The 26,059-nt window shown below is 55.8% G+C and carries 19 protein-coding genes and 1 pseudogene; 11 read left to right on the top strand and 9 right to left on the bottom strand.

Annotated elements, in window-relative coordinates; all coding sequences use genetic code 11:
- Positions 1-66: 66 nt before the first annotated feature.
- A complete protein-coding gene (locus Pla100_RS32200) occupies positions 67-201 on the bottom strand; it encodes a hypothetical protein (RefSeq protein ID WP_261344805.1) in 135 nt (44 codons plus the stop codon).
- Here Pla100_RS32200 and Pla100_RS15540 point away from each other — a divergent pair.
- From Pla100_RS15540 to Pla100_RS15530, 3 genes are all read left to right on the top strand, one after another.
- Positions 190-1,020, top strand: coding sequence for a TrmH family RNA methyltransferase (locus tag Pla100_RS15540; RefSeq protein ID WP_231603102.1), 831 nt, complete (start codon positions 190-192; stop codon positions 1,018-1,020). The genes Pla100_RS32200 and Pla100_RS15540 overlap by 12 nt on opposite strands.
- Before the next feature lie 237 nt (positions 1,021-1,257).
- On the top strand, positions 1,258-2,532 hold the full coding sequence (locus Pla100_RS15535; protein ID WP_146578619.1) for a hypothetical protein: 1,275 nt from the start codon (positions 1,258-1,260) through the stop codon (positions 2,530-2,532).
- 81 nt (positions 2,533-2,613) lie between these two features.
- Entirely contained in the window at positions 2,614-4,095 is a 1,482-nt protein-coding gene (locus tag Pla100_RS15530) for a hypothetical protein (RefSeq protein ID WP_146578618.1), read from the top strand.
- Here Pla100_RS15530 and Pla100_RS15525 read toward each other — a convergent pair.
- Together Pla100_RS15525 and Pla100_RS15520 are read right to left on the bottom strand one after the other, a co-directional pair.
- Entirely contained in the window at positions 4,092-4,481 is a 390-nt protein-coding gene (locus Pla100_RS15525) for a DUF4339 domain-containing protein (protein ID WP_146578617.1), read from the bottom strand. The two genes, Pla100_RS15530 and Pla100_RS15525, sit on opposite strands and share 4 nt — an antisense overlap.
- Before the next feature lie 4 nt (positions 4,482-4,485).
- A complete protein-coding gene (locus tag Pla100_RS15520) occupies positions 4,486-5,190 on the bottom strand; it encodes a PH domain-containing protein (RefSeq protein ID WP_146578616.1) in 705 nt (234 codons plus the stop codon).
- A gap of 192 nt (positions 5,191-5,382) precedes the next feature.
- On the opposite strand from Pla100_RS15520, the pseudogene nrdR reads away from it, so the two are divergent.
- The 5 genes and pseudogenes from nrdR to nadD form a co-directional block, all read left to right on the top strand.
- Positions 5,383-5,826, top strand: a pseudogene (gene nrdR / locus Pla100_RS15515) (transcriptional regulator NrdR); the annotation flags it as partial.
- Positions 5,827-6,005: 179 nt separating this feature from the next.
- Complete coding sequence (locus Pla100_RS15510; RefSeq protein WP_231603101.1) at positions 6,006-7,190, top strand: FtsX-like permease family protein; 1,185 nt, start codon at positions 6,006-6,008, stop codon at positions 7,188-7,190.
- An 84-nt stretch (positions 7,191-7,274) separates the two neighbouring features.
- On the top strand, positions 7,275-12,041 hold the full coding sequence (locus Pla100_RS15505; RefSeq protein ID WP_231603100.1) for an outer membrane protein assembly factor BamB family protein: 4,767 nt from the start codon (positions 7,275-7,277) through the stop codon (positions 12,039-12,041).
- A 182-nt stretch (positions 12,042-12,223) separates the two neighbouring features.
- A complete protein-coding gene (locus Pla100_RS15500; RefSeq protein ID WP_146578614.1) occupies positions 12,224-13,399 on the top strand; it encodes a tetratricopeptide repeat protein in 1,176 nt (391 codons plus the stop codon).
- Positions 13,392-14,060, top strand: a complete 669-nt coding sequence (gene nadD / locus Pla100_RS15495) for a nicotinate (nicotinamide) nucleotide adenylyltransferase (RefSeq protein ID WP_146578613.1) — start codon at positions 13,392-13,394, stop codon at positions 14,058-14,060. Before Pla100_RS15500 ends, nadD begins: the two co-directional genes overlap by 8 nt.
- A 144-nt stretch (positions 14,061-14,204) precedes the next feature.
- Here the strand turns inward: nadD and Pla100_RS15490 are convergent, their stop codons facing one another.
- The 3 genes from Pla100_RS15490 to ruvX all read right to left on the bottom strand — a co-directional run bounded on the left by Pla100_RS15490 (position 14,205) and on the right by ruvX (position 18,452).
- A complete protein-coding gene (locus Pla100_RS15490; RefSeq protein ID WP_231603140.1) occupies positions 14,205-15,644 on the bottom strand; it encodes a sulfatase-like hydrolase/transferase in 1,440 nt (479 codons plus the stop codon).
- Between the two features lie 221 nt (positions 15,645-15,865).
- Complete coding sequence (locus Pla100_RS15485) at positions 15,866-17,539, bottom strand: C25 family cysteine peptidase (protein ID WP_231603099.1); 1,674 nt, start codon at positions 17,537-17,539, stop codon at positions 15,866-15,868.
- 379 nt (positions 17,540-17,918) lie between these two features.
- Positions 17,919-18,452 carry a Holliday junction resolvase RuvX gene (ruvX, locus tag Pla100_RS15480; protein WP_231603098.1) on the bottom strand — a complete coding sequence of 178 codons (534 nt, stop codon included), beginning with the start codon at positions 18,450-18,452 and terminating at the stop codon, positions 17,919-17,921.
- Between the two features lie 218 nt (positions 18,453-18,670).
- On the opposite strand from ruvX, the gene Pla100_RS15475 reads away from it, so the two are divergent.
- On the top strand, positions 18,671-19,948 hold the full coding sequence (locus Pla100_RS15475) for a DUF255 domain-containing protein (RefSeq protein ID WP_146578610.1): 1,278 nt from the start codon (positions 18,671-18,673) through the stop codon (positions 19,946-19,948).
- Here Pla100_RS15475 and Pla100_RS15470 read toward each other — a convergent pair.
- Entirely contained in the window at positions 19,945-20,907 is a 963-nt protein-coding gene (locus Pla100_RS15470; RefSeq protein ID WP_231603097.1) for a DUF1207 domain-containing protein, read from the bottom strand. The genes Pla100_RS15475 and Pla100_RS15470 overlap by 4 nt on opposite strands.
- 176 nt (positions 20,908-21,083) lie before the next feature.
- Positions 21,084-21,473, bottom strand: coding sequence for a hypothetical protein (locus Pla100_RS15465; RefSeq protein WP_146578608.1), 390 nt, complete (start codon positions 21,471-21,473; stop codon positions 21,084-21,086).
- Between the two features lie 191 nt (positions 21,474-21,664).
- Here Pla100_RS15465 and Pla100_RS15460 point away from each other — a divergent pair, with 191 nt between their 5' ends.
- Both Pla100_RS15460 and Pla100_RS15455 read left to right on the top strand, forming a co-directional pair.
- Entirely contained in the window at positions 21,665-23,017 is a 1,353-nt protein-coding gene (locus Pla100_RS15460; RefSeq protein ID WP_146578607.1) for an MBL fold metallo-hydrolase RNA specificity domain-containing protein, read from the top strand.
- Complete coding sequence (locus Pla100_RS15455; RefSeq protein WP_146578606.1) at positions 23,014-24,267, top strand: NAD(P)/FAD-dependent oxidoreductase; 1,254 nt, start codon at positions 23,014-23,016, stop codon at positions 24,265-24,267. Before Pla100_RS15460 ends, Pla100_RS15455 begins: the two co-directional genes overlap by 4 nt.
- A gap of 137 nt (positions 24,268-24,404) precedes the next feature.
- Here the strand turns inward: Pla100_RS15455 and Pla100_RS15450 are convergent, their stop codons facing one another.
- A complete protein-coding gene (locus Pla100_RS15450; protein WP_146578605.1) occupies positions 24,405-25,958 on the bottom strand; it encodes a sulfatase family protein in 1,554 nt (517 codons plus the stop codon).
- Positions 25,959-26,059 lie beyond the last annotated feature (101 nt).

Genomic DNA, 26,059 nt, shown 5'->3' with positions numbered 1-26,059 from the left:
GGTGGAAATGCCGTCTCGTGAGGATAACAAATCAAATCGATTCGGCCCATTGATCCAACGGGGGCGTCATTTATAGTCTTGCCGTCGCGAACCGATGTCGCGTGTCTTGGCCCCCTTCTTGATTGCCGGCGGACTGTCTTGGAAATACTTCGCAGCCCCCAGAATGCCGCGGTCCGCCGCCTGATCGGCTTGCGAAATCATCGCCGCCGCCGTGCGGCAGGCGTCGTTTTGGTCGACGGGGCGAGGGAAACGCTGCGGGCGATGGAATCGGGTTTGAACCTGCGCGGGTTTTATGAGCCGGTGGACGATTCAGGAGAGTTTTCCGTCGAGGTTGACGGATTAACGGACGCCCGCCGACGTGCGATCGAATTAGGGAAGCATCGCGGGGTCATCCGCGAAGTGTTCGCCAAGATGTGCTACGGAGAGGCGATGCAGCGCTGCGTGGCGGAATTCGATGCCCCCGGGGATCGGCTCGCGGATTTGCCGCCGCTTCAACCTGGGCTGATCCTGGTGCTCGACCGGGTGGAAAAACCCGGCAATCTAGGAGCGGTTTTTCGTTCGGCCGATGCGGCGGGGGTCGCGGCGGTTTTGTTGTGTGATTGCCCGAGCGACCGATTCAACTCCAATGCCATTCGCGGATCACTCGGTGCGGTTTTCTCCGTCCCGTCGGCTTCAGGGACTCAGGTCGAGGTCAACGAATATCTAACGCAGCATGTTAGTCGCGTGGCCGCGATGCGGGTCGAGGGTGCCGGTTCGCTGTTCGAGTTTGATTTCCGATGCGATCAGGTCGCGGTGATTTTAGGAAGCGAAGCCGACGGATTGGGGGAACGTTGGATGACATGGGGACCGCCAAACGAGCCGCGATTGGTGGATGCCGTGAAACTGCCAATGGCCGGACAGGTCGACAGTTTGAACGTTTCGGTTTCGGCGGCGATCGTCGCCTACGAAGCCGTTCGGCAGCGATCATTGAACTCCCGCCAGTCGTTCGGCAGCGATCACTTGACTCGCGATCGCCTTTAAAGACGTCGCTGAGCAGGCCCCTAACGAACAACCGGCAGTTCCGACAAGACCGATTCGTCCAGAACCACCGAACTAAACGGAAGAATCGTTAATGCCGACACAACCAGTCGACGATAGAGATGTTGTCCGACGGTCGGTCAGTGAAATTCTGGCCGAGGGTGCAAACCGGTAAGCGTCGGAGCGGAAAGTGTGCCGGGGGGGTACATGATCCATCGATCATGAGCGTAAGGATCCGCTATGTACAGAGTCAAACCAGCAGCGTCGGGGCGAAAGCATCGGGCGACTCGCAAACGAATTTGGCTTGCCAAAATATTGTGTGTGGGTGCCACTGGTCTATCGGTCGGCGCGACCGAGGACCGCAGCTTCGCGACTGAACCTTCGCCGACGATCTCATCCCGCACGGAAGTTCGAAACAATCCGTTTGTGCTGCCTTCGGCAACGTCGACCAATGTCGACGCGGGAGTTCGTTCCGCCGGCGGATCAATTCTGCGGACATCGGATCTACAGCATTCTGAAATGCGACTCAAGTCGATCGGGACGGCCGTCGGATTGGTGCCGATCGGACGACCTCGGCCCGCCCAAACGATCTTGGAAGTTTCTCAGCCGTCCGAATCGCGAATTCAAGTCAACCCATTAGCCAATGACTCGGTCGATCTAATCGATCAACCCGTCATCGGATTGGTTGAATCGACGATTGAAACGGACTTGGTGAGCCCGTCGCCAATCATCGCCCCGCCTGAGAAAGCGGAACCGATCGAATTTTCGATGTCGGATTGGGATGAACCGTCTCTTGCCACCATGGAAGTTGCTATCCCTGAACCGATCGCAGCTCCAGAGAAGGCTGAAGAGTTGTTGGAGGAAGAGGCATCAGTGGAAGTCGCCCCGGCGGGTAATGAATCGGTGGAAGATGAATTGGTTGGCAATGAAATGATTGAACTTGTCATTCCAGAGCCTTCAAATGACCCACTGCAATCGTTGCCGCTGTTGCCGGCACCCAACCCTGAGTGGGTAGCCTCGAACTCGGAACCGAAAACCGAGTCCAAACCGGCCGTCGTGAACCAAGCGGTTTTGAATCCGTTTGCCCGATATCCCGACCGTCGACGTGCTCATGTGCAAGTCGATCCGCCACCGATGATCTCGTTCGAACCGGAAGACGATGCGTTGGCTTCGTCGAAGGACGCAGCGAATCCAGTGACCGTCGTCGCCGCTCCGATTGTTCCGGCTCAATTGGCCACATTTGAACCGGCAAGTTCAGGATCAGAAGCAATCGATTCGACGCCGAAACCGCTCAAACAGCAATCAGAGCGGACCGTCAAGTCTGCCGCCCCGGTCGACCCGCTGGTTGCCGAGATCCACGAGATCTATCCGTCATCACAGATCACGATGACCAAAATCAAAGGCAGGTTATTGGTGCATGGCATGTGTGCTGACCGCGAGGAAGCCACCGAGATTATTCGTTTAATCCGCAGTAAGCACCTCATTCCCGTCGACGACAAGATGCAAATCCGCTGAAGTCGCTGACGTCCCATTCCCCTTGTTCGCCACTTGCCGGTTAAGTGACCGCATCCATAGTTTCGAGGTTCGATCATGAACATGAATTGGTTTCCCCGTACGACAAATCCCTGGCACTCCGCCACGGCTATGCGAGCGATGGCGCTCGGCACCGCGATCGCTTCATCGGCTTTCCTGCCCTATGGCGGCGAAGCTTTTGGACAACAACGCCAAAGCCTTCAACACGATGGTCAATCCTTCACCGTCGTCCAGGCATCCGAAGCGTTATCAATGATGTCGCCACCGGCAACTTCGAAACCGGGTTCACCGACTCAGGGTCCGACGATTCAAGCATCAAATCATCTGGTCACTCCACCCGGTGAGTTCCCGATTCAATTGGTCGGCCACGGGCTGATGGGCGATTGTGACGAGGGTGCGTGCGACTCCACGGGCAGCGGAGCAGGTGGTAGGCTCTTCGGCAACCTGATGGGGAACCGAAGAAGCTCGAGCGGAGCCTGCTCGAGCGGAACATGCTCCAACGGCGCGTGCTCGGGCAATTGTTCAGGAGCCTGTTCAACGGGCGGGAATTGCTATGGCGGAGCGTGCAATGCCTGCCCGACCTGCGTTCCTTACCGATACGCTCGTGTGGAAGCGGTCTACATGCGACGTGAAGGACTTTCCAACTTCACTCGCTCGCAGAACTTCGCGTTGGACGAGTACGATTTCGAATGGGCACCTCGCGTGACCATCGGCAGTGTTCCCGACTGCGTCAACGGAACGGAGGTCAGCTTCGTCGGTCCGCTGAACTGGGACATGAGTAACAGCATCGCCAATGCGACCGGGCAAACCTTGCTCAGCGAGCTGATCCCAGGCGTGACCATCGGTTCGCCGATTCCCGAACAAACGATTGGCTTCACGCTTCTTTATGATCCCGAAGATGTGACGCTCGATGTCAATGGGGATATCGTGGCGTTCAACGACAGCCCACTTGATGCCGTCGACATCCAACGACAACGCTATGAGTCGACGTATTGGTCCGCTGAGACGAGTCAAACGATGATGGCTTGGGACATTGCCAAGTTCTCATTCGGCGGACGATTCATCAGCTTCGAAGAAGAATATTCCTACATTGCCCAAAACGGCAATGGTGCGACGCCCAACCTCAACGGAGCCATCGCCAGCAACACGACGAACAATCTGATCGGCTTGCAAGTCGGCCTGGACATCTTCACCCCTGTGTTCGTTCAAAACCTTTCCAGCACTCTGCGAGCGAAGGCCGGTGGATACTGGAACATGAGCGAAGGCTCGGCCGTGGTTACCGATCAAGGCGAGCGATTGTCAGGATTTTCGGATGAAGATGGAACGTTGGCCGCAATGTTCGAGATCAGCAGCGGGCTGCACTACCGGCTCGGAGAAGCTCTTTCGATTCATGGCGGTTCGGAATTCTGGTACCTAACCGAAGTGGCGACGGCCGAACGGCAATTGCCCGGCTTGGTCGGCGCCCGAGTTGGCAGTCGAGGCGTGGACAACGGGGACGATGTCGTATTCGTCGGCTTCAGCTTCGGGGCGACGTTGCAGTTCTAATTCTCGTCGCGTTTGATCTTCCGCTGCAACCATCGCCTAGCCGATTCGGCCGGGCCGTTTGAAGCGGTCGGATTGGCCGCAGGCTTGGTGCCGATCGAGTGTTCGATGATCCGCTTGCGGGTTTTATCCAACAAGATCTCACACTTCGGACAGGTGCAAGGCGGAGCGGGCACACGAGTGCTGCATCGCGGGCAATAATGTTCAATCGTGGGACGGCGAGCTGCTTCAAACAACCCGCCCACCTCACTGGCATCGAACCATGCCGAATCGTCTTTGCGAACCTTGGTCTGAGGCTCGACAGTTCCGTTACGCACCAATTGCAGCAACTCGGCCGGACGAAGCGGGCCGAGATCGACATCCGGCTGTTGAACAAACCACTCGGCCATTGGATCAGATGGATTCGATGTGCAAACTTCGACGGCGTCGTTCTGAGCGTCGGACATCGTCGATCAAACCAGCGACTTCGCTGACCTTGTCGATGCCCAGCAAGTGCAGTTCCGGATCGCTGCGATCGGAGCTGGTGATGTTGATTTTGCCGACGCCAAAAATACGCTGAATCGGTCCTTGTTCGTAACTCACGTCGTCGATGTCGATCACTTCGATGCGGTCGGATCGACGTGTCAAAATGCCCGTCTTGTGAATGAACCGCTGGCTCGTTAACTCGTAGTGAAACCCAAGTCTCATGCGTGCGTAGTTCGCCAGGACCAACACCCACAACACCGCGATGATGATCAAGGCGACACCGAATGGTAACTCGGATCGCAGCAACGCAATCACGATCAGTCCGATCGAAATGATCGCCAACGTGACCCACCAACCCACCATGGCCTTGGGACTGTACCCGCCGCTCCACAGGGTTTCCTCCGGATCATGATCGTCAAGCGAACCTCGTTTCGCGGCGACCTGTTGCTCGAACCGATCGCGAGGCGAACCGGTTGTCGCCGACAAACCTGCCGAACCCTGTTCCGGAGACGATGTAGACGGTGACGATGCAGACGGAGTCGACGCAGAATCAGACGGCCGGCTCGACGGTGAGTTCGGCGACGAATTCGAGGGGTTCGGTTCGTCGGGGGTCGCTTCAGATGGATTCGTCATGGCGCTGGGATTGATCGCGTCGGGTTGATCGCGTTGGATTTGGAACGGGAAATGGAAACGGTCATCGAGTTCAGGTCCATTCCCTGATAGATTGGGGCGCTGCCCCGAATGATTACCTGAGGTCAAATATATCACAGCGGATGCCGGGCTGTGAGTATCCTGAATTCTTTCCCCTCGTGCTTTTGTTGTTTTATGCGTTGTCCGTTTTGTCATTCCGATAACGACAAAGTGTTGGATTCACGGTCGGCGCAGGCGGGTTATCAAGTCCGTCGGAAGCGTTTTTGCCAAGAATGTGGCCGCCGTTTTGTTACGATGGAACAGATCGAAGAACTCAACGTTCGCGTCGTCAAAAGTGACGAAACCCGCGAGCCGTTCGATCGCGAAAAAATTCGTCGTGGGATCGAGAGGGCTTGCTCTAAACGGTCCGTACCGAGCGAGGTGATCGAGTCGAAGGTGCAACAAATCGAAGCGGCGATCTATTCCGAGTTCGATTTTGAAATACCGGCCTCCAAGATCGGCGAAGTCGTGATGCGATTCTTAGCGGGCGTCGACGAGGTGGCTTACATCCGTTTCGCAAGTGTCTACCGCGAGTTCGAGGACGCCGAAGATTTTCTGCGGATCATTTCGGGCCTCGAAGACCAATCCAATCCAACCGACAAAAAGGGAGCCTCTGCCAACCTAAGAATCGGCAGTGCCAAGAAAAAAGGCCGCACCAAGGCGGACGCAAAATCATCCGCCTCAGGCCAATCAGAGAAAAAAAGCCAATCGGAGAAAAAACCGAAACCCGCAAAACGTTCTTCGCGATCCACTTCGCCGTGAGACGGCGAACTGCGTTGGCGTGGAAAAATCTGGTCAATGATCCACGACGTTTGTTGATGGCGACGGCGGGAGTCGGCTTCGCCGCCGTATTGATGTTCACTCAAAACGGGTTTCGTAACGCTTTGTTGGACAGCCCGGTCGCGTTGATCGAAAAAATGCGTTGCGATTTGGTAGCGGTCAGTCCGGCCCGCTATATGTTGCCGGTCAACCAACGGTTTCCCAGAGATCTTCTGCGACGAGCGATGTCGGACCCGGCGGTTGAGTCCGTCGAACCGTTGTTGATCGAGCGATTGCTCGCACGCGTTCGCGTGGCGGGGCTTCCCGCCCGGCCGATTCGGGTGTTGTCCGTTCCACGGTCGCCAGGCTGGCTGGAAATCGAAGGTCTAACGAAATCTCGCTCTCTCTTGAACGCGTCCGGTACGGCGCTCATTGATCGCAAAACGCGAACGGAGTACGGGTTCCAGTTCGACCAGTGGGAACAGCCCTTACCGCAGACGGTCGAACTGGCGGGTAAACAAATTTCCCTGGTCGGCTCGGTCGTCGTGGGAACCGACTTCGCAAACGAGGGTACGCTTCTGATTCGCGAAACGGCTTTCGCCGATTACTTCCCCATCCGGGGCAACGGCCAGCCGCTCGAGGTCGTCGACGTCGGAATGATTCGATTGAACGAAGACGTCGCCCGATCGCCGGTTCAGACCGCCGCCGTCGCCGAACGTTTGACGTCGCTCGCACCCGGCCGCTGGAAGGTACTCAGCCCCCTAGAACTCAAACACCAAGAGACTCAATTCTGGCGAGAACAAACGCCTGTTGGCAAAATCTTTGCCATCGGAACCGTGATGGGATTCGTCGTCGGCGTGATTATCTGCTATCAAATCCTGTTCACGAGCCTGCAAGACGCGATGCCGGAATTCGCTACCCTGCGAGCGATGGGTTATCCGAATCGGTTTTTCGTGGGACTGGTCATTCGCCAGTCGGTCTTTTTGTCGTTTTTCGGTTTTGTTCCTGCCGTCTTGGTGACTCAAGGGTTGTTCTGGCTGCTCGAGCGATACTCGGGTTTGCCCATGTTGCTTACGTTCGAACGGATGGGCAATGTATTGGGATTGACCACGGCGATGTGCTTGACCAGCGGGCTGTTGGCGCTTCGCAAACTGTTGCGAGCCGATCCGGCGAGTTTGTTTTAGAGCCTATCCGATATCACCGGTCCGTCTTGACGACTTTCGTTACAATGGCGATGTCTGATTTCCATAGTTTCCAAAGAGTTTGAAGTGAAACGTTTTTCCCAAACGACTCGTCTTGTCACCTTGATTGCGGCCGTGTGGTTGCTGCCCCAAACCGCCCGGGCTCAGCGGGGGTTCAACCTTTCCGCCGCCAGCAATGCCGCTGAGTTGTTGCCTCCGCCGCGAAACGTGCGTCAACAAATTCGCGAAGCCGACGAAGCCATCGCTCAGGAACGTTACAGCGATGCCGTCGTCCGACTGGGCGATCTGCTGCGTCGTACCGCGGTCGAGACCCTACCCGAGACCGCTCAGGATTATTTCATTGATGCTCCTATGGGCGAGGGAATCGATGGGTTCCAGGAGTCAATGATCGAACGCGAGTTCGAAGAGGCCCGGCCCGAGACGATTGGACGATCCCAAGACGCCAATACGATCATGAGGTTAGTTCGTCAACGAATCGGCAACCTCCCTCAAGCCGGGCTAGAAATCTATGAACTGCGATACGGCCCCTTGGGGGCAAAACGATTACAAGAAGCCCGCGGCGAATCCAATGCCCCGGTTCAGCCAGGGGTAACAACGACTCAAGATTGGCACGCCGTCGAACAGGTTCGCCGTGAATTCTTTCACACCGAGGCGGGCTATCAGGCATCCTATCTTCTGGCCGTTCGAGAATGGTATCTGGGCAATCCGCTGGCCGTGGTCATGTTACTTGAGGATTTAGTCGGCCACTCCCATGCGGTCGATCAACTCGGCGACGAGATCATCTGGTTGCACGCCGGGGCCACGCTATTGGGCGAACGTTCGCTTGGGTTCCCGAAAATTTTACCATCCGATGCGCCCGAGGAACTCGCTCAGCTATTTCGAACTCAACCGACCGAGGCGGTTACCCGGTGGGAAACCGCCGTGCGAGAACGTTTCACGCTCGATCCGAACAAGGCCGAACCGGTTGTCAACGACTACGCTTTGTTGGGCGCGCGTCTAGGACGCAATGATCTGTCCGAGGGCCAGATGCCGCTGAGCAATCCACGTTGGATGCTGGAAACATCAGGTAGCCCGCGGCAAGAAAAAACGATCGAAACGGAAACCGAACAACTCGCCGCTACCGGATTATTGCCCCCGCCCTCGTGGATGCCGCTGCGGGTGGGCGATCAGTTGCTGATGCGAACGACCCAGCGTCTCGTCGGCGTGGATCATCGAACCGGCAAACGGGTTTGGCAGTACCCATGGTTCTCGGCGCCGGAATCGATTCCCGAGGAGGACCCCGACGACCCCAATGACCTGAGAGTCGAAGAAGACCCGAACGATATCTTGGCCCAACGGGTTTGGAACGACGTGCCATACGGCCAACTTTCCAGCGACGGACAACGGGTCTACATGATCGACAATCTAAATCTGGTCGAGAGTGAACGGATCAATCCGTTCGGAATGCGGGCGACGCGATCCTTGCAATCGAGCAAAAACACGCTCGTCGCACTCGACCTAGCCACCGAGGGCAAGTTGGTATGGCGTTTGGGGGTCGATGAGAACGAACCGACGTCCCTGGCCGATGCCTTTTTCTTGGGACCACCGCTACCGGTTCGTGGTCGTTTGTACGTGATGGCCGAACTCGCCGGAGAAATTTTGTTGGTGTGTTTAAACCCCGTTGATGGGGCGGAACTGTGGCGACAGGTGCTGGTCTCCGTCGAATCGACAGGCATCACCACCGACCCAGTGCGACGCGTCGCCGGGGCGATGCCGACGTATCACAACGGATTATTGATCTGTCCGACCGGGGCCGGAGTGACCGTCGCATTGGACTTGATCGACCGTACATTTCGATGGGTACAGATGTACCAACGAACCGACGAACCGGCTCAACACGTTTTCCGCCCGCCGCCGGAAGTCTCGATGACGCGACTGAGTCAGCGTTGGGCCACCTCGGTTGCCGTCGCCAAGGGCAATCATGTTGCCTTGACGCCGGCCGAATCGGATCGTTTGATCGTCGTCGATCCGCTAACGGGCCAGGAACGCTTTCGGCCTCAACCGAGAATCAAGAACATGTACTTGGCCGGAATCCGGGACGGTCAATACGTCATCGTTCGGGCCGATCGTGTGATCGGTTACGACTTGGAATCGGGCGCCGAGATCTGGTCGACGCCGGACGACTTGATGAACTCCGGCCAACGGGTGAGCGGACGCGGCGTGTTTGGCAAATCAAGTTACTTTTTACCAACCAGTAACAACGAGTTGATCGAAATCTCAACCGAAGACGGTCGGGTCCTTGCGCGACGTCAGCTTCGGTTTCCGTTGGGAAATTTGATCGCCGTTGGCGGCGAAATCATCTCGCAGGCGACCACAACCCTTGCGGTAGCTTACGGGCAACAATCCCTTGAACCGACCGTCAACGGAACCCTGTTGGAAGACCCTGATGACTTCTTCGCTACTGTTCGCAAGGCCGAACTTTTGCTCGAACAGGATCAACGAGACTCAGCCCTGGATATGCTAGGCAAGGCTCGCCAGATGGATCCGCAGAACGACGAAGTCATTCTATTGTCCGTCGAAGCGATGTTGGGCGCATTGCGGGAGCAAGAAACACTTTCCAACGAAGACATCGAAACGCTAAAGCAATTGATCGAACGGCCCGAACAACGTGCCGAGCTGTTGGTCTTGCAGATCAGCCGATTAACCGACGCGGCGAAATGGAAGGATGCCTTCGACCGGATTCTTGAGTTGTCGGAATTGCTGGTCGAGCGTCCTGCGATTGCCAACCAGCAATCACAAATCCTGCCCGCCCACGGACGCTCGTTCAGCTTGACCGCATGGGTGAGCGCGCGAGTCGCCCAAATTGCCGCCAATGCCGATCCGGAGACGCTCGATTCGGTCATCCAATCGCTCAGTAATTATCTGGAGAACACCCGGCGTGGCGGAGAAGTGGCTGGCGAACGAATGCTCGATCATTTCCTACCCTTGTCTGATCGGATGGCTTCGGTTTACGAACAGGCGTTCGAACAAACGTTCCGCCGCGGCGATTGGTTGGCGAGCGAGCGAATGGCTTGGTCGACGAAAATGCCGACCGATCACGATGTCGCCGGTCTTTCCCTTGAGACGCTGTTGCATCTCGCCAAAACGTACAGCGAAACGAGCTGGTACGAAGATCGTGCTTTGATCGAACGAGTGATTCGATCGCGCAAACTATCGACCGAGCAGAAACAAGCCGCCGAACAAATACTCGACCAGTACAAGCTTCGAGGTCCTCGACGGTCCGACAAACAATGGCCAGCGAACGTCAGTTTGGAGTGGCAATCCAGTCGAATCAATCCGGCACATGCGCTGACGACCAATCGACGTTACGCCAAAACAACGCACTTGATGGGCCGGACAACTCAGGGGTGGCAAGCGGTCAGTGACAACAATCCCTTGGCATTGTTGAACGACGAAGGCATTCCCCGACCGATCGCCATCGAAGGATTGACCGCGAGAAATTCGAGCGATAAGGAAATTACCTTCAGCGGTGGCCTGATGCTCGTCTTAACGCCGTCGGAATTGATCGCGATCGATCTGTTTCGATTCCTTGCAAATCAACCGGATGAAACCGTTCGCTGGCGACGCAGCCTCAGCCCGGACGGGCAAGCGGTAGCAAAACTCCGTAGTGAAAAATCCAAGTTCGGCGATGATATCTATCGTTATCTCACCAACACGCGGACCGCCAATGCAGACGAGGCCCAACTGCGACTGGGACCGATCTTGGGCGATCGATTGTTTCTGTTGCAAGGCAACGATCTGATTTGCTTTGACGCCGTCAACGGCCAGACATTGTGGCGAACGGACATCGGATTTCCCGGTAGCGGCGTCGTCGCCCGCGACGGACGCGTCGCCGTGATCAGCGAACAGAGCGATCAGGTGATTACCTTGGATTGGTACGACGGTCGGTTGATCGAAACGCAACCTTTGCGACTCGGTCAATTGATGACAACGACCGGCCATCACGCCTTGATCGTTTCCTCGTACGACGAATCGGACAAGGATTTTGACAACGGTGTTGATCTGTATGATCCGCAGATCGTCGAGATCTTTGACCCGATCGCGATGAAACGCGTTCAAAGCCGAATCGCTTCACCGATCAATCAGACCGACCAAGCGAGATCGTCAGGTTACGGAAAACTGATTGAAGGTCGCTATTTTTCGCTCTTGGACAACGCCGGGCGTTTAACGCTGTGGGACGTGTTGCGGGGCGAGCAACTGATCGACACGAAGATACCGATTCGCGAGAACCTGTTCGATTTGTCTATTATCCGTTTGGAAAACCGATTCCTCGTCTTTCCGCAGTGCAAGATCAACGAGTCGACATTGCGGTCCGTCAGCGGCGTCACCGTCGCCGGCGGCATGTCGGTCCAAGGCACCACAAGCGTTCACTGCATCGAGATGATCGAAACAGATCCCGATGCGGCCGATTCGCCAAAGGCGAAGGTCGCGTGGAGCCAAGCCTTTGACGAACCGCGAGGCGTTACCGTGCACCAGCCCTTCCTCACACCGATGCTGATCTTGGTCCGGGGCAAACTGTACAACAGAAGCACCGCATCGAGTCGCCGAGAACTGGACATTTGGGGATTGGACGTCAGGACCGGTGAGACGTTGATCGAACGCATCGGAAAGCAAGTCGGAACGACCAATCCACAAATTGAAACCGATGTGCGGTTGATCTCCCATCGCAACCAAATGATCGTGGCAATTCAGAACGAGTTTTTGACGTTCACCTTCAGCGATCAACAGTCGCCGGAAACATCCGATACGCAGCCGGACCCGAACTCAGAACAAGCGGGCGATGTGGTCCCGTGAGGCGGCAGATCGCCTGCCCCATCTTCGAGGAACACGCTTCCGTCTTGGCTCATTGGGTTCGTCGTCGCGCGAGCGACAGAACTCTGATTTGTCTGGACGCCCATTTGGATCTCCAAGTGATCTCGCACGTCAGACTAGACAGGCTTCGCGATTGTCAAAACGCCGACGAAGTCGCCTCGTTCATGAAACCCCACCATTTGTGGCCCGATGAATGCGTCAGGCTGGGTCGGCAGTACAGCTATGGGATCGAAGACTTTCTTTATGCGGCTTCCTACCTCGGGATCATTCGCCGTTTGATTTGGGTAGCTCCGCCTCACGTGCCGATCTTGGATCCTCAAACCGCCATCGCGCAGCTGCAACAAAGCGACGCGATCACGGCGAACGATCTAAAGTCGCTGAGGCTCGTTTCGGCGTCGTCCAACATGGCAAGCTGGATCGAAGCCAAACTTTACGGACTCGAGATCCTGATTTGTCGCAGCGAATCATTGCCGTTTCTGGAGATTGAATCCGATGCGTTGGTGGACATCGATATCGATTATTTCGTTGAGTTGCCGAGTGAAGAGATCGGTTCCCCCGTCGAGGCGACGGCTGACTTGTTGATGAATTTAAATCTTAGCTTCGATGAAGTGACTGTGTCGCGATCGGTCCACAGTGGATACACGCCTCATCGTCATGCCGTGATTGCGGAACGACTCGCACATCGGTTTGCGAACGCTCAAGCGAATCCCGACCAACCCATCCGCTCTGATCGCCACGATGATCGCGACGATCCATTGCGTTTGGCTTGTCGCCATTCGGCGCGAGGTATGTCCGTGAACCGGGAATCACTCGCAGGGCTTGTCGCGAATCATCAGGAACTGCTAGACAATCTGCAAAATCCTAAGACCGGGTTGTTACATGCGGCGATCGGTTTGCTGGCGTGTCAAATCGATGATCTCGACGTTGCGATCACATCCTACTTCGCCGCGAGGGAAGTTCTGGGAGGTCACCCTGAACTCGCGTTAGAGATTGCGAAGTTGTGCCTGCGGTTCGCACGCTGGGACGAAGCCGAACAATACTTCCGGGACGCATTCGCAGACGATAAAACGCGGACGGCTGCCCATTACTATCTCGGCTATCTTCATGTTCGAAGGTCCGTCGAAACACCAGACGCCGCTCGACTCAAAACCGCCAGGGAACAACTCTTGGCGGCTCACCAAGCCGCACCGGTATGGCCGGAGGTCATGGCATTATTAGCACAAGTCGAAACGATGCTAGGCGATTCCGCTGCCGCTGGCCGACGCCAAGAAGAGCTACGCGCGCTAGAACAGATTCATTGCGACATCTTGGAACAAATGAAGGCAGGCGATCATGGCTAACAACGCGACTGACGCCGAACTCGGCAATCAACCAAACAAGGTTACTGGGCAACCAAACGGGATCGGGATCATGGGCGGCTCGTTTGATCCTGTTCATTTGGGCCACTTGTGGATGGGCGAAGCGGCACGGGAACAACTGCCGATCGAACACGTGCGATGGTTCCCGGCGGCAACGAGCCCGCTAAAACCCGATGGGCCCGTGGCCACGAATACGCAGCGTTGGCAGATGCTTCGCCTCGCGTTATCGGGACAAACCGGTCATGAAATCGATCCGTGGGAGCTGGAACGCGATGCGGTCAGCTATACCGTCGATACTCTGGAATATTTAAAAGTGACATTTCCGGGCCGAGCGTTGTATTTGATCGTCGGCGGCGACTCATTGGCGAGCTTTGACCGCTGGAAACAACCCGCTCGGATTCTAGAACTCTGCACATTGTGCGTCGTCGCCCGCGGTGGACACGCGACGCTCGACTACGACGTGCTGAAACCGTTCACCACGACCGACAAAATCTCAGAGTGTCAAACAAACGAGATTCGAATGCCGTTAATCGAAATCAGCAGCCGACAGATTCGAGACAACGTCCGTGCAGGCAAGTCGATTCGTTTTCAAGTGCCGCACCCGGTGGAAGCCTATATTCGACAAGAGCGGCTTTTCGCCTGAGCGGTCGTTCGACATCGGTTTCATTCAACGTGGCGGCGACTAAACATGTCTGGAGTTTGGCCGTTAACGGGCTGTTGATCTAATCGTAACCCGAGATGCTTACAATCCGAAGTTCCTGATAAGCCACGGAACATAGACACGACTTCAGCGAGTTTCTGCCGTGCCGATCTCTTCAGCTAACTCTCGTTTCAATTCATCGGCGATTTGAGGATACTCGGCGATCACGTTGTTCGTTTCACCGGGATCGACACTCAAATCAAACAATTGGTACTTCGGTACTTGGTCGTCCACTAAACGCAATCGGACGTTCTTCTGTTTGCCACGTTCACTTCGCAGCAGCTTCCACTTCCCGCGACGGTAACCGTAATTGCCCGATCGACCGTTGTCTTGTTGCACGAGCGATTGGCGGCCCGTAGCGGCAGGCGATCCGAGCAGCGCATCGGAAACATTGACACTATCGAGAACCGCATCGTCGGGCAGTTCGACCGAAACCATCGCGGCACAGCTTGCCGCTAAATCGATCGTGCAAACCAACTTATCGGACACTCCCGGTTGAATCGTTCCAGGCCACCACGTAATGAAAGGTGTTCGAGTCCCACCCTCGAAGACGCTGTACTTGCCACCGGTGTATGGACCGTTGGGATCATGGTCACCGAGCTTTTCGATCGCGTCGTCTTGATATCCGTCATCGAGCACCGGGCCGTTATCGCTGCAAAAGACGATCATGGTGTTCTTTTCCATGTTGTGATTCTTGACCGTTTGCATCAACTCGCCGACGCACCAATCCAATTCGACGATCGCATCGCCACGGGGTCCCAGCCCGGACTTGCCTTGGAATCGTTCATGAACGATGCGGGGCACGTGAATGTCGTGAGCTGCGAAAAACAAAAAGAAGGGTTGTTCTTGATGGTCACTGATCCAGCGTTTCGATTCCGATACCCAACGATCCGCCAAGTCTTCGTCGCGGAATCTCGCCGCGTGACCGCCCGTATAAAATCCGATTCGGCTGATGCCGTTGTGAATGGTCGCGTTATGCCCATGCGACCAGTCCATTTTCAATTCGTCACGGTGCGAAATACCAGTGGGATGGTCCGGGCTCGGTTTCTTGTCACCCACCCACAACGGGTCGTTCGGATCCAAGTTTAAAACGCGATGATCTTGAACGTACACCTGAGGCACCCGGTCGTTCGTTGTCGGTAGCAAGAAACAGTGATCGAATCCGATCTCGAGCGGTCCGGGTTTCAATTCGTCATTCCACTGTGGTCCTTGCCCAGGTTCTCCCAAACCCAAATGCCATTTGCCGATGACAGCAGTGGCATATCCGGCTTGCTTCATCAGTGATGCAATCGTTGGTGTCCCGGCCGCGATCAACGCGGGACTGTTCGGGGGTGCGATTCCCGTATTGGCTTTCCGAAATGCGTACGTCCCCGTCAGAAACGAATAGCGAGTCGGTGTACAAGTCGACGCCGAACAGTATCCGTTGGTGAAACGCAAACCCTCGCTTGCCAATCGATCGATATTGGGTGTGTCGAGCTGCGCCGATCCGTAACATCCCACGTCCCCATAACCCAAATCGTCCGCCATGATCACGATCACGTTGGGAGCCGATTCGGCTCCCGAAGCGACCGAACCGGCAGACAGAAACAGCCATGCCAAATTCAAGAGCAAGGCAAAGAAGGACCATTGAGAACGGGAAGAAATGAAAGGATTCATGAAGCGACGATCGTGTGGAGAAACGTTCAAAGTTATGTCGGACAACATCCTAACCCAATCAACTCCGTCGTGCCACAAATCCAACTGAAACACTACGGACGGATGTACGCCTTGGCGGATCCGGTCGCCCATCCGGACTCGGATTCGACGAAGCCGCGGACGATGACCGGTCCGTTGAAATCGATCGGAAGGGAGATCTCGGTGGTTACGTTTTCGTCCTCGCGAACGGACAGCTTCTTTTGAACAACGGTGCTACCGTGTGGATCGTGCAGCCCCGCCACTCCGGCCTGTTGTGACGATCCTCCCAATGGGCGGTCGATCGAGAGCGTGATCGTGCCCGACAAAGGCGAACTGAACTCAACGTTGACGGTCTTCGTCGCGTCTTCTTTCGCCGTGCTCGATACTTTCGCTTTGATCGAGACCGGGAGTGACCGATGCAAATGCAATGTGGGGTCCCCGAGCAATTGATAAAGCCCGGCATGCTCACGGCGTTCTTGTTTCAGGTCGTTCCCGGCGGGCGAGATCAACGTTGCGACTCCGTCAAGCATCACCTGAGTCGTGGATCCGGCTTGTTCCGATTGCAAGGTTCGCTGAGCAGCCAGCATCGCATCACCGATACGTCTTACAGTGGGTGGTTGAACCGGACCTGCCGATCCGGTGGCGGGCAAATCATAGACGGATTCGAGGAGACTGAGCCCGAACTTGGCGTTGCCGTAAGGCATGGTCAAGCGACTCGCCGAAATCATCGCGATCGGTCCACCAGGCGTTAGCAACATGCGTTCGGCCAAACAGGGCACCGCCGCGTCGAACGCACCAGCGTAACAGGCGAGCAACAAACCGATCGTCGGTCGCGTTGGTTCAGATTTCAACAACGAAACTGAATCGGCCTTCAGCAACGACTCCACTTCCCATGGCGTCGCAGTGCTCTCCTGACGTATACCGTCGGCATCATCGGGGGCGCGTTTGAGCAGGTCCAAGCGATCCACGCTGCCATGACCGGCGTAGATCCAAAACCTCGCACCTTCTCGATAACGTTGCATCACACACTCTTGAAATGGCGAGTCGGTCGGACAAAATGCGTGACCGGGACTCGCGTAGGCGATCTGCGGTTTGACATCGGCGGGCAAGGCACTGGTCAAAACGGTCCTCGTGACGGCTTCGATCGCCCCGTCGATCAAACCACCAAAACCACCCACGCCCGCCGTCAACTGCAAACACTGACGCCACGGGCCAAAATCATCGGACGTTTCAAAAGCCAGAATTCGCTGAACGATTCCCGCGAGTTGCTCCGGTGTAGTGACCGGTAACCTCCCAATGGAAGCATCACTGGTTCCATCGGCGTCAAAGTCAACGTAGGGCAAGTCGGTCGGATAGGACTCCGTGGAGCCATACTTGCGAGTGACCGGAGAAGGCTGGTAGAAGGTCGGTATCCATAACGGGTTTGAGGTGATGGACACATTGGATTGATGGACCGGAGGGGCGTCACCGACGATCAACACGTATCGCGTTGAAGGCCCGGCGAGAGTTCGAATGTCCTCCGCAGTTGACTTCGCATCACTTTGAGGCTCGCAAAAGCCGATCGTCAAACCCTCCTCGATCCGATGATCTGTCCACGGTTGAAGTGACTCTCGCAAGGCTTCATGGCAGACCACAATCACGTCGTGGGCATCCACATCGTGTGCTTCCCCACGAACTGGCCTCCACCCTGTTAGGTTGAAGGCGATGATCGCCAACGCAGTCAAGAACAGTGAAGTGTGGTGCATCATGGTCGTCCATATCGATTTGTGATTTTTTAGCGTCTTGGTTTCAATAAGTGGCATAGGCTTCCAGCCTCTTTATACCCCACAAGTCCTCATGTATTGCTCCCCTGCCAGCTCGTCTGGCAGGAAGCCGAGGTTGGCAAGCTAGACACGAGCCGCAATTCCCCCCAACCTTCCGATTTTCACTTGTGCTCGCCGCTTGAAGCGGCGAGCACAAGTGAAAATCGGAAGGTTGGGAGGGCGTCGTTGTCTAGCTTGCGAACCTTTTTCACCCACGAGACGAGCTCGTGGGGGTCAAAAAAGATGTGAGGTACATACCAGGCTTCCAGCCTGTGGAAACAAAACACAGGCTGGAAGCCTATGCCACTTATTGAAACCACGATGCTTAGCTTTCGTCCGCCAACGATTCGCCTGAGATTGTTTCGTCGAGAGCGTGTCCGGCTAATTCGCCTCGATACCGGCACGCCTCGATGAACGATTCGAGTAACACCTGGGCGGCGATCGCATCGACGCGTTGCTTGGTTTTCTTTCGAGTTGTTTTGCTTTGGCGGATGCGCTGGTTTGCCGCGACGGTCGTGAATCGCTCGTCAAACAAGCGGGCGGGCAAGTGGGTTGTGTGACTGAGCCAATTGGCAAACTTTCGGGCGTCAACACTTTTGTCGCTTTCGCCGCCGTCACAGTGGATCGGCAAACCAACCACCCACGCGGCGACGCGTTCTTCTCTGGCGAGATGGCGGAAATACTCTTCGTCCATCTCATAACCGCCTGCATCGGGTTGGGTCACCGCATGAACCTGCAAGGGACTGGCCAAAATCCAATCCGGATCACAGATCGCAATCCCGATCCGAACCGTCCCGTAATCGACCGAAGCGATTCGGCCCGATGTGGGAAACTCGGTAAGCGGTGGCGGTAAATTCATACGCATCAGTCGAGGAAAGGTGTTCGCGCCCGTGACGCGGAATTTTGTCAACCGGAATTTTGTCAACGGCCTTCTGTGGGACGATCTAGCGGTACAACTTAGGAAATTGCTAGATTCCCCTCAAGCGTTAAAGTCAACCCAACCGATTAGTACACAGACGTGCCCCGATTCCGTTGGGCAACCGCAATTCTGCAAACAGACAAAAAGGACTTTGTCCAATGCGACTCGCATGGCCCCGACGAATTCAACCGACCGTTCTCTCCGGCCTGATTTTGGCTGGTTCTTTTGCATTTTTGGCAAGCCCCGGGGAGGCGCAGATCCCTTGGCGAAGTGACCTCACGTCGGCTCACGCGGAAGCGAAGGCCCAGAACAAGCCGCTCTTGTTGCATTTTTACAGCGATAACTGCATTTGGTGCGATCGACTCGAAGCTGGTGCCTTCCGTTCAGGCGAAGTCGGTGAGGCGATAGCCAACGGCTTTGTCCCGATCAAGATCCATGCTGGCAAATCGCCCGAATTGGCGAAGATGTTCAAGGTCACCAAGTTCCCGACCGACGTCGTCGTGACGCCCGCCGGACAAACCCTCGCCCATGGGGTCAGCCCACAAGAACCGAGCCGATACGTGGCCATGCTCGCTCAAGCGGGCAGCGAAATGCCATCCATGCCCGCCAACACGATACCAGGCGGCCCTGCTTCGGGAACCCAGATGCCGGGAACCCAGATGCCGGGAACTCCGATGCCGGGAAGCCCGATGCCGGGAAGCCCGATGGCGCCGGCTACCGAACGCCTTGCCGCCGCCTCTCATACGACGATGCCCAAACAAACGTCGGGCGCTGCAATCAATCCAAATCCTGGACAACCCGTACCGAATCCTTATGGCCAATCCGGTTTTGCCCTTCCCGCAGGTGTTTCGACCGGCGAAACGCTTCCTGGTGGTGCCTCAACTCGTCTCGCCGGAGCCCGTACCGACGGAATGTCTTTAGGGATGCCCGAACAAATCATGGACGAACCGGCCATGGAAGCGACTCAGCAAATCGCGACCGATGCGGCGATCTCCGCTAAAACGCCCCCTAGCGAATCCAGTATCAACCAAAATAAAACCACAACGTCGCCGCCGAAACTCGCGATGGAAGGCTTTTGTGCGGTGACCGTGATCGACGAGGACAAATGGGTCGAAGGCAATCCGAAGTTCGGTGTTGTGCATCTAGGCAAACTCTATCTATTCGCGTCAGCCGAGAAAATGGACTCGTTCCTTGCCGATCCTACGCCCTACACACCCGTACTCAACGAAATCGATGTCGTTCGCTTCTTCGAGGAACGTCAGATTGTGCAAGGCAAACGACGCTTCGGGATGCGTGACCCGATCCATCAACGCATGTTCTTCTTCGCCGACGAAGCTGCCATGAACCACTTCTTCAATGAATACGAACGCTACACCGATGCGGCCATCGAAGTCATGGCTCAAGCAGTCAACGATGCCAATCCGGGCATTCGCTAGTAATCAAACCAAATGCCGACCCCGATATGTTCTTCCTCGTCTCGGAAGAACGTGAATTGGGATGTGTGGCCATTGTGATATTGAAAGCCGGTTCGGAAACGTCGGCCTGAACGTGGGCCGCGCCATTGCCAACCGGTTTGCAAGGTGAATGTGGGCTCGAACCCGACCGCTTCGCGAATGTCGATATTCAATGCCGTAAACGGGCCGCCCTTCTTTCCCGGTTGGACCGGCGCGATGAACTCGGCACCGGTTTGAAACTGCCATGCTTTCGCACCTCCCGATGCCTTCAATGCCAAGGCCGCTTCACCATAAAGCCGCAGGCTGTCTGATTGCTGGAAGCTGGCCGCAGCGATTAAAGACTCGGTCACATAATTCACACGTTCGAATGTGGGGTTTCGCTCCAAGTATTCGTCGCCGACATGCGAACTGACGTGAAAGTAGCCGAACTTAGCCGACCATAAACCGCGAGCCATCGTGAGCAACGTTCCGAAACGATAGTCCATGGACTCGACGTCTTCGGATTCTTCTAGGTTCAAGCGGGTAATCACCGCGCCCTCGAGGTCCCATTGAAACCCTTCCGCTCCGCGTGATTGGCTCGTTCCATAACGCAACAAACCGACGCGTCCGCCGAGGGTCGAGTCCCAAAAGTACCCTTCGTCGATGCGTTGGTGCAAAATCATCGACATCCGAGGCTCGTGGGGGGCGGCCAGGTAAGGCTCCCACAACAAACCATCGGGAAGAAATTCCCATTGATATTCGGGCTCGCTGCGATGGAAATTTGTTGCCATCGGCAGGGCATTACTGTGAAGGTCAATCGTCGGTTCCGATAAACCAAACTCGACGATCGGAATCGGTTCGTTGAGGGATGGCTCTTGTGCCATCACCAACGCCGACGAGCCTCCGACGGCAATGCATAAGATGCACGCGATCGAGAAGAGGTTGCAATTCCACCAAGACATAACAGCCCTTTTGAGTGGGTTTGCACCCGATAAGCTCAGCCAGAACATCCACCCCGCCAGTCGATGTTGACTCCCCGTTTATATCGACAGAAACGAATGTGTCGCTGAAGGGCGGGCCGGTTGGGTAAGACGCGTTATTTGTTTCGTCACGATTGTCCGAGCGTGAAACGCCGGTTTCATGCGGCCATTCCGTCGCCAAAGAATCGAGTTTCGCTAGGCTTCACGACAGACGCCTCGGCGTCGGTGACGCTACCGAACATTCGCTGCAGTCGATCCAGCGTCATCACCATTTGGTTCCACTCGGCGACGATCTCCATCGTTGACATTTCGCGAGCGTCGTCCCGATCAAATCCCCGTTCGTTCACTCGGACTTTTGCCGACAAAACGGTGACCGATCGTGGTTCGTGTTCGCCGACCAACCGCATACTCGCGCTCGATGATTCCGTTTCGTCGGAAGGTAGGATTTGTTGCATGACTTCGTGCACGGCCCAGATCGCAGCCTTGCGAGAATTATCGGCCGAAACGACACGACGAAAATTGCCTGATTGAACATAGTACTTAGCCATCTTGACTGAATCCCAAAACGTTTTTTTCGAACTTCGGGAAGGCGTTCTTCCCGGCGACACCCATAGCATCGGACGGGGCCCGGACACGTTTGGTCACGGCAGAAACACCACCGTGTCGACCGCCGCGATGGCCAATCTGATATGCTCTGGCCACCTATCGTCAAACTTGGAAAATTGGACCCGGAACTATTATGCAAGTGATTCACCACGGTGCCGGCGACGGCGTGACTGGGTCGTGTCATCAACTCTCGTGGGAACGGTCCGGTAAGACGCCCAGCGGCTTGCTCGTCGATTGCGGTACGTTTCAAGGCGATGATGCCAAGAAACACCCTAATCCTGAAATCGAGTTCTCACTGAAAAATATCGATTGCCTGTTGTTGACTCACGTGCACATCGATCACGCCGGGCGATTGCCGTATCTGCTTGCCGCCGGATTTGAAGGCCCCATTTTTTGCAGCGAACCGACCGCGAAGCTTCTTCCGATGGTGATGGAGGACGCTCTGAAGATCGGTTTCACCCGATCGAAACGGTTGATCGATCAGTTCAATCGCAAGATCAAAAGTCTGCTCAAACCGATTGCTTACCACCAATGGCATTCGATCCCCGGCGACGCGAAAGTTCGCTTGCTACCGGCCGGACATGTGCTCGGATCAACGATCTTTGAAGTGGAACTGCCCGACGAACGCCGCGTCGTGTTCAGCGGCGACGTCGGGGCGGGAACCAACCCGTTGCTCAATCCACCGGTCAGTCCCGAGCGGGCTGACTTATTGATTCTAGAAAGTACTTATGGCGATCGATTGCATCCGACCAAGATCGATCGACAAGCGGAACTCGAACGCATCATTCGCAGGACGCTCGACGACGGCGGCGTCACGATCATCCCGGCATTTTCCTTGGGGCGTACCCAAGCGTTGTTGTACGAACTCAACGGGATCTTCGAACGGGTGCAGACCAGTCAAGCCGAGACATTGATGAAACGAGTCGACGTGATCGTCGATTCGCCGTTGGCGTCTCGGTTCACGTCGATCTACCAAGACATGAAAGAACATTGGGGCGAAGAAGCCCAAGCATTCATGCAAACCGATGACCAACCGCTTGTTTTTGAGAACTTGACAACCGTTGACACTCATACCGAACACAAAGAATTACTCAACTACGTCGACAAGCATGAGTTGCCCGCCGTCGTGATCGCGGGCAGCGGCATGTGTACCGGCGGTCGCGTCATGAACTACCTCAAACGATTCATCGGAGACGAGCGAACCGATATCGTCTTTGCAGGTTACCAAGCCTCCGGCACGCCGGGAAACTACATTTCCCGGGGAAGTGATTGGGTTCGATTGGACGGACGAAAATACGACATCAAGGCGGGCGTCCATCAGTTAAGCGGCTACTCGGCCCACGGCGACCAAGCTGACCTGATTCGCTTGGTCGACGAGATGGCGAGTCCCCCAGGTGAAATCCGACTCGTGCATGGAGAGTACGGCCCTAAAAGAGCACTTGCACAAAAACTGCAAGAGAAAGGTTACCAGGTAACGCAGCCATGAAGCCAGTTGTCATCGTCGGTGCGGGATTGGCCGGACTTTCGTGCGCAAAACGTTTGTCCGATCGGGGGATCGAGTGCGTCGTCTTGGAGGCGACCGACCGGGTAGGCGGTCGCGTTCGCACCGATCATGTCGACGGCTTCACACTCGATCACGGGTTTCAGGTACTGCTAACCGCCTATCCTGCTTGTCGCGAACTTCTGGACTACGGGGCACTGCGTTTACGGTCGTTCGAACCCGGGGCCAACATTCGCCAAGGTGGCCGTTTTCATGTCTTGAGTGATCCTTGGCGTCGGCCCTCGAAGGCTCTCGCGACCGCCACCAACCCGGTCGGTTCGCTGCGTGATAAAATACGAATTGCGTCGTTGCGGCGGGCCAGCCGAAGTGGCAGCCTTGACGATCTTTACGCCCGCTCGCCCCAAAACACGATCGAGCGTTTGCGTGGCGACGGCTTCAGTGAAAAAATGATCGACGAGTTCTTTCGTCCGTTTCTCGGTGGCGTGTTTCTGGACGAATCCCTGTCGACATCCAGTCGCATGCTGGAGTTCGTCTTTCGGATGTTTGCCGAAGGCGACATCGCGATCCCGTCCGACGGCATGGCCGCCATCCCACGTCAACTCGCCGACGGGTTACCGCGTGGGACGTTGCGTTTTCAAACGACTGTGAAGTCAATCCTGTTAGCCAATGATTCGGCGCACCAAGTGGTGACCCACGACGGAACGATATCGACCGATCACTTGGTCATCGCCACACCGAGCGACGCGGCCGCCCGGTTGCTCGATCGGCCGCAAATGCAAACCCGGTGGTCCGGCACCACTACATTGTATTTCGCCAACGATGAAAAGTTCGATTCTGGAAAGCTTCTGATGCTGCGAGGCGATGAGACCGGCCCGATTCAAACCGCCGTGGTGATGAGTGATGTCGCACCCACTTACGCGCCGGCGGGAAAATCATTGCTGTCGGTCAGTGTGGACTCAAGCGACGAACCGGTCGACGGAACCGATGACGAGTCGTTGATCGACCGAGTGCGTCAGCAATTAACACAATGGTTCGGAGACGTGGCGCAACGCTGGAAATGCCTGCGTGTTTATCGAGTGCCTTACGCATTGCCGCAAACGAACCTCGATCCGATCCACAAGGAAATCCAACTCGGCGATGCCCGTGGGGTCTACGTGATCGGCGACCACCAGGAAACGCCAAGCATTCAGGGGGCGATGAACAGCGGACTGCGAGCCGCCGAATTGATCCGGTAGAACTGCGGGTAGCGGGCTGTCGGTTCAGCCTGCATCGTAACCCGAAGCGTGAGCGAGGGATAATTGATATTGACTCATCCCTCGCTGACGCGTCGGGTTACGATTAAATCAACAGCCGGCTAATAGGGTAACGACGTTCAGTTCGCCTGCGTGTTCAACGGTTCGTCCACCACCATCGCGGCGGGAAAATCGGCTGCCTGCTCGCCACCTCGGTCGTCCCAACGCTTGTTTTGGGAACCACCTTGGGGTTGATTCATCGGAATCTTCATGCCTCCTTGCTCATCGAGCATTTCATAAAGCCGATCTTCCATTTTCTTGGCAACCGACTTGTAGGCGGGATCGTGAATCAGGTTGTTTGTTTCGCCTGGATCCGTAGTCAGATCATAAAGCTCATCGGTATCCCACAAACCGTAATAGGTAATGTATTTGAATCGATCGCCGCGCAAAGCGAACTGAGTCGGCGACTGGGGGAAGTTCTTTTCCCAGTAGTAGACATAGAGAAAATAGTCACGCCATTTCTGGTCACGATCATTGGGCAGATCCAAGAAACTTTGTCCGTCCATGTACTCAGGTGTTTGCAGACCGGCCGCATGCAGGATGGTCGGAGCGACGTCGATGTTGCCGACAACGTTCTCGATCGGCCGGCCACCTTCGAACAAATCTGGGCACTGGACGAGCATCGGAACGCGAATCGATTCCTCGTATGAAACCCGTTTGTCGATCAAGCCATGCTCGCCCCACATGAACCCGTTGTCGCCCATGTAGATGACCAAGGTCTCATCGTGAATGCCCATGTCTTTGAGTTTTTGCAAGACGCGACCGACGCTGTCGTCGACCGCCAACACCGATTCACAATAGCGTTGATAGAGATATTCCAATCCCTTATCACTGTGATAAGAGAAATCGATCCCGTGCCAACTGTTGCGTTGATCGCGGACCCAACGGGGCGTATTCTTTTCCGCCGACAAACCCTCGCCGGTGGGCAGGAAACTGAGATCCGCGTCAGCGTAACGCCCCTCGTGTCGCTCGGCGGGCGTGAAATTCGAATGAACCGCCTTGTGTGACAAATACAGAAAAAACGGTTTATCAGCCGGTCGATCTTTCAGCCAATCGATCGCGTAATCGGTCAATTCGTCGGTGATGTAACCCTTCTGCTTGACACGTTGGCCGTTGACGTTGAGTGTGTAGTTCGGACCCGGCGGAAGATAGTTTCCTTGGCCTTTGAAACTGATCCAATGATCAAACCCGGGACGCGGGTCGTCGTGGTGTCCTCCCATGTGCCACTTGCCGATGAACGCGGTGTCGTAACCGGCTCGCTGAAGGTACTGCGGAAAGAACAACGTGCCCTCGGGAACTTGGCGGTTGTTATCGATCACGCCGTGCTTGTGCGTGTACAAGCCCGTCAAGATCGACGCTCGACTCGGGGAACACAAACTTGTTGTCACGAATGCGTTCTTGACATGAACGCCATTTTTGGCGATCGAGTCCATGTGCGGCGTTTCCAAAAAAGGATGCCCGGCGCACCCCATCGCGTCGTAGCGATGATCATCGGTCAAAATAAACACTACGCTGCGAGGCTGAACACCTTCGCGCGCGGGCGTCGCTGGCAAGTCAGTCGCCGATAGAGGAGACGATACGAGGGCGATGAGAGACAACGGAACTAAAAGAAGACTGAGAAGAAAAATTCGCATGGGAAAATCTGAAATCAACGAGTGAATCTTAAAAAAAAGCGGAGTGGACCCAAACAAGTCAGGCCTTGATTGTACTCCAATTCACCAGACACGGTTGCATC

The sequence above is a fragment of the Neorhodopirellula pilleata genome (assembly GCF_007859915.1).
GTDB lineage: Bacteria > Planctomycetota > Planctomycetia > Pirellulales > Pirellulaceae > Rhodopirellula > Rhodopirellula pilleata.
The sequence above is the reverse complement of the archived record's forward strand: the minus strand, read 5'-3'. Positions and strand labels throughout refer to the sequence as shown.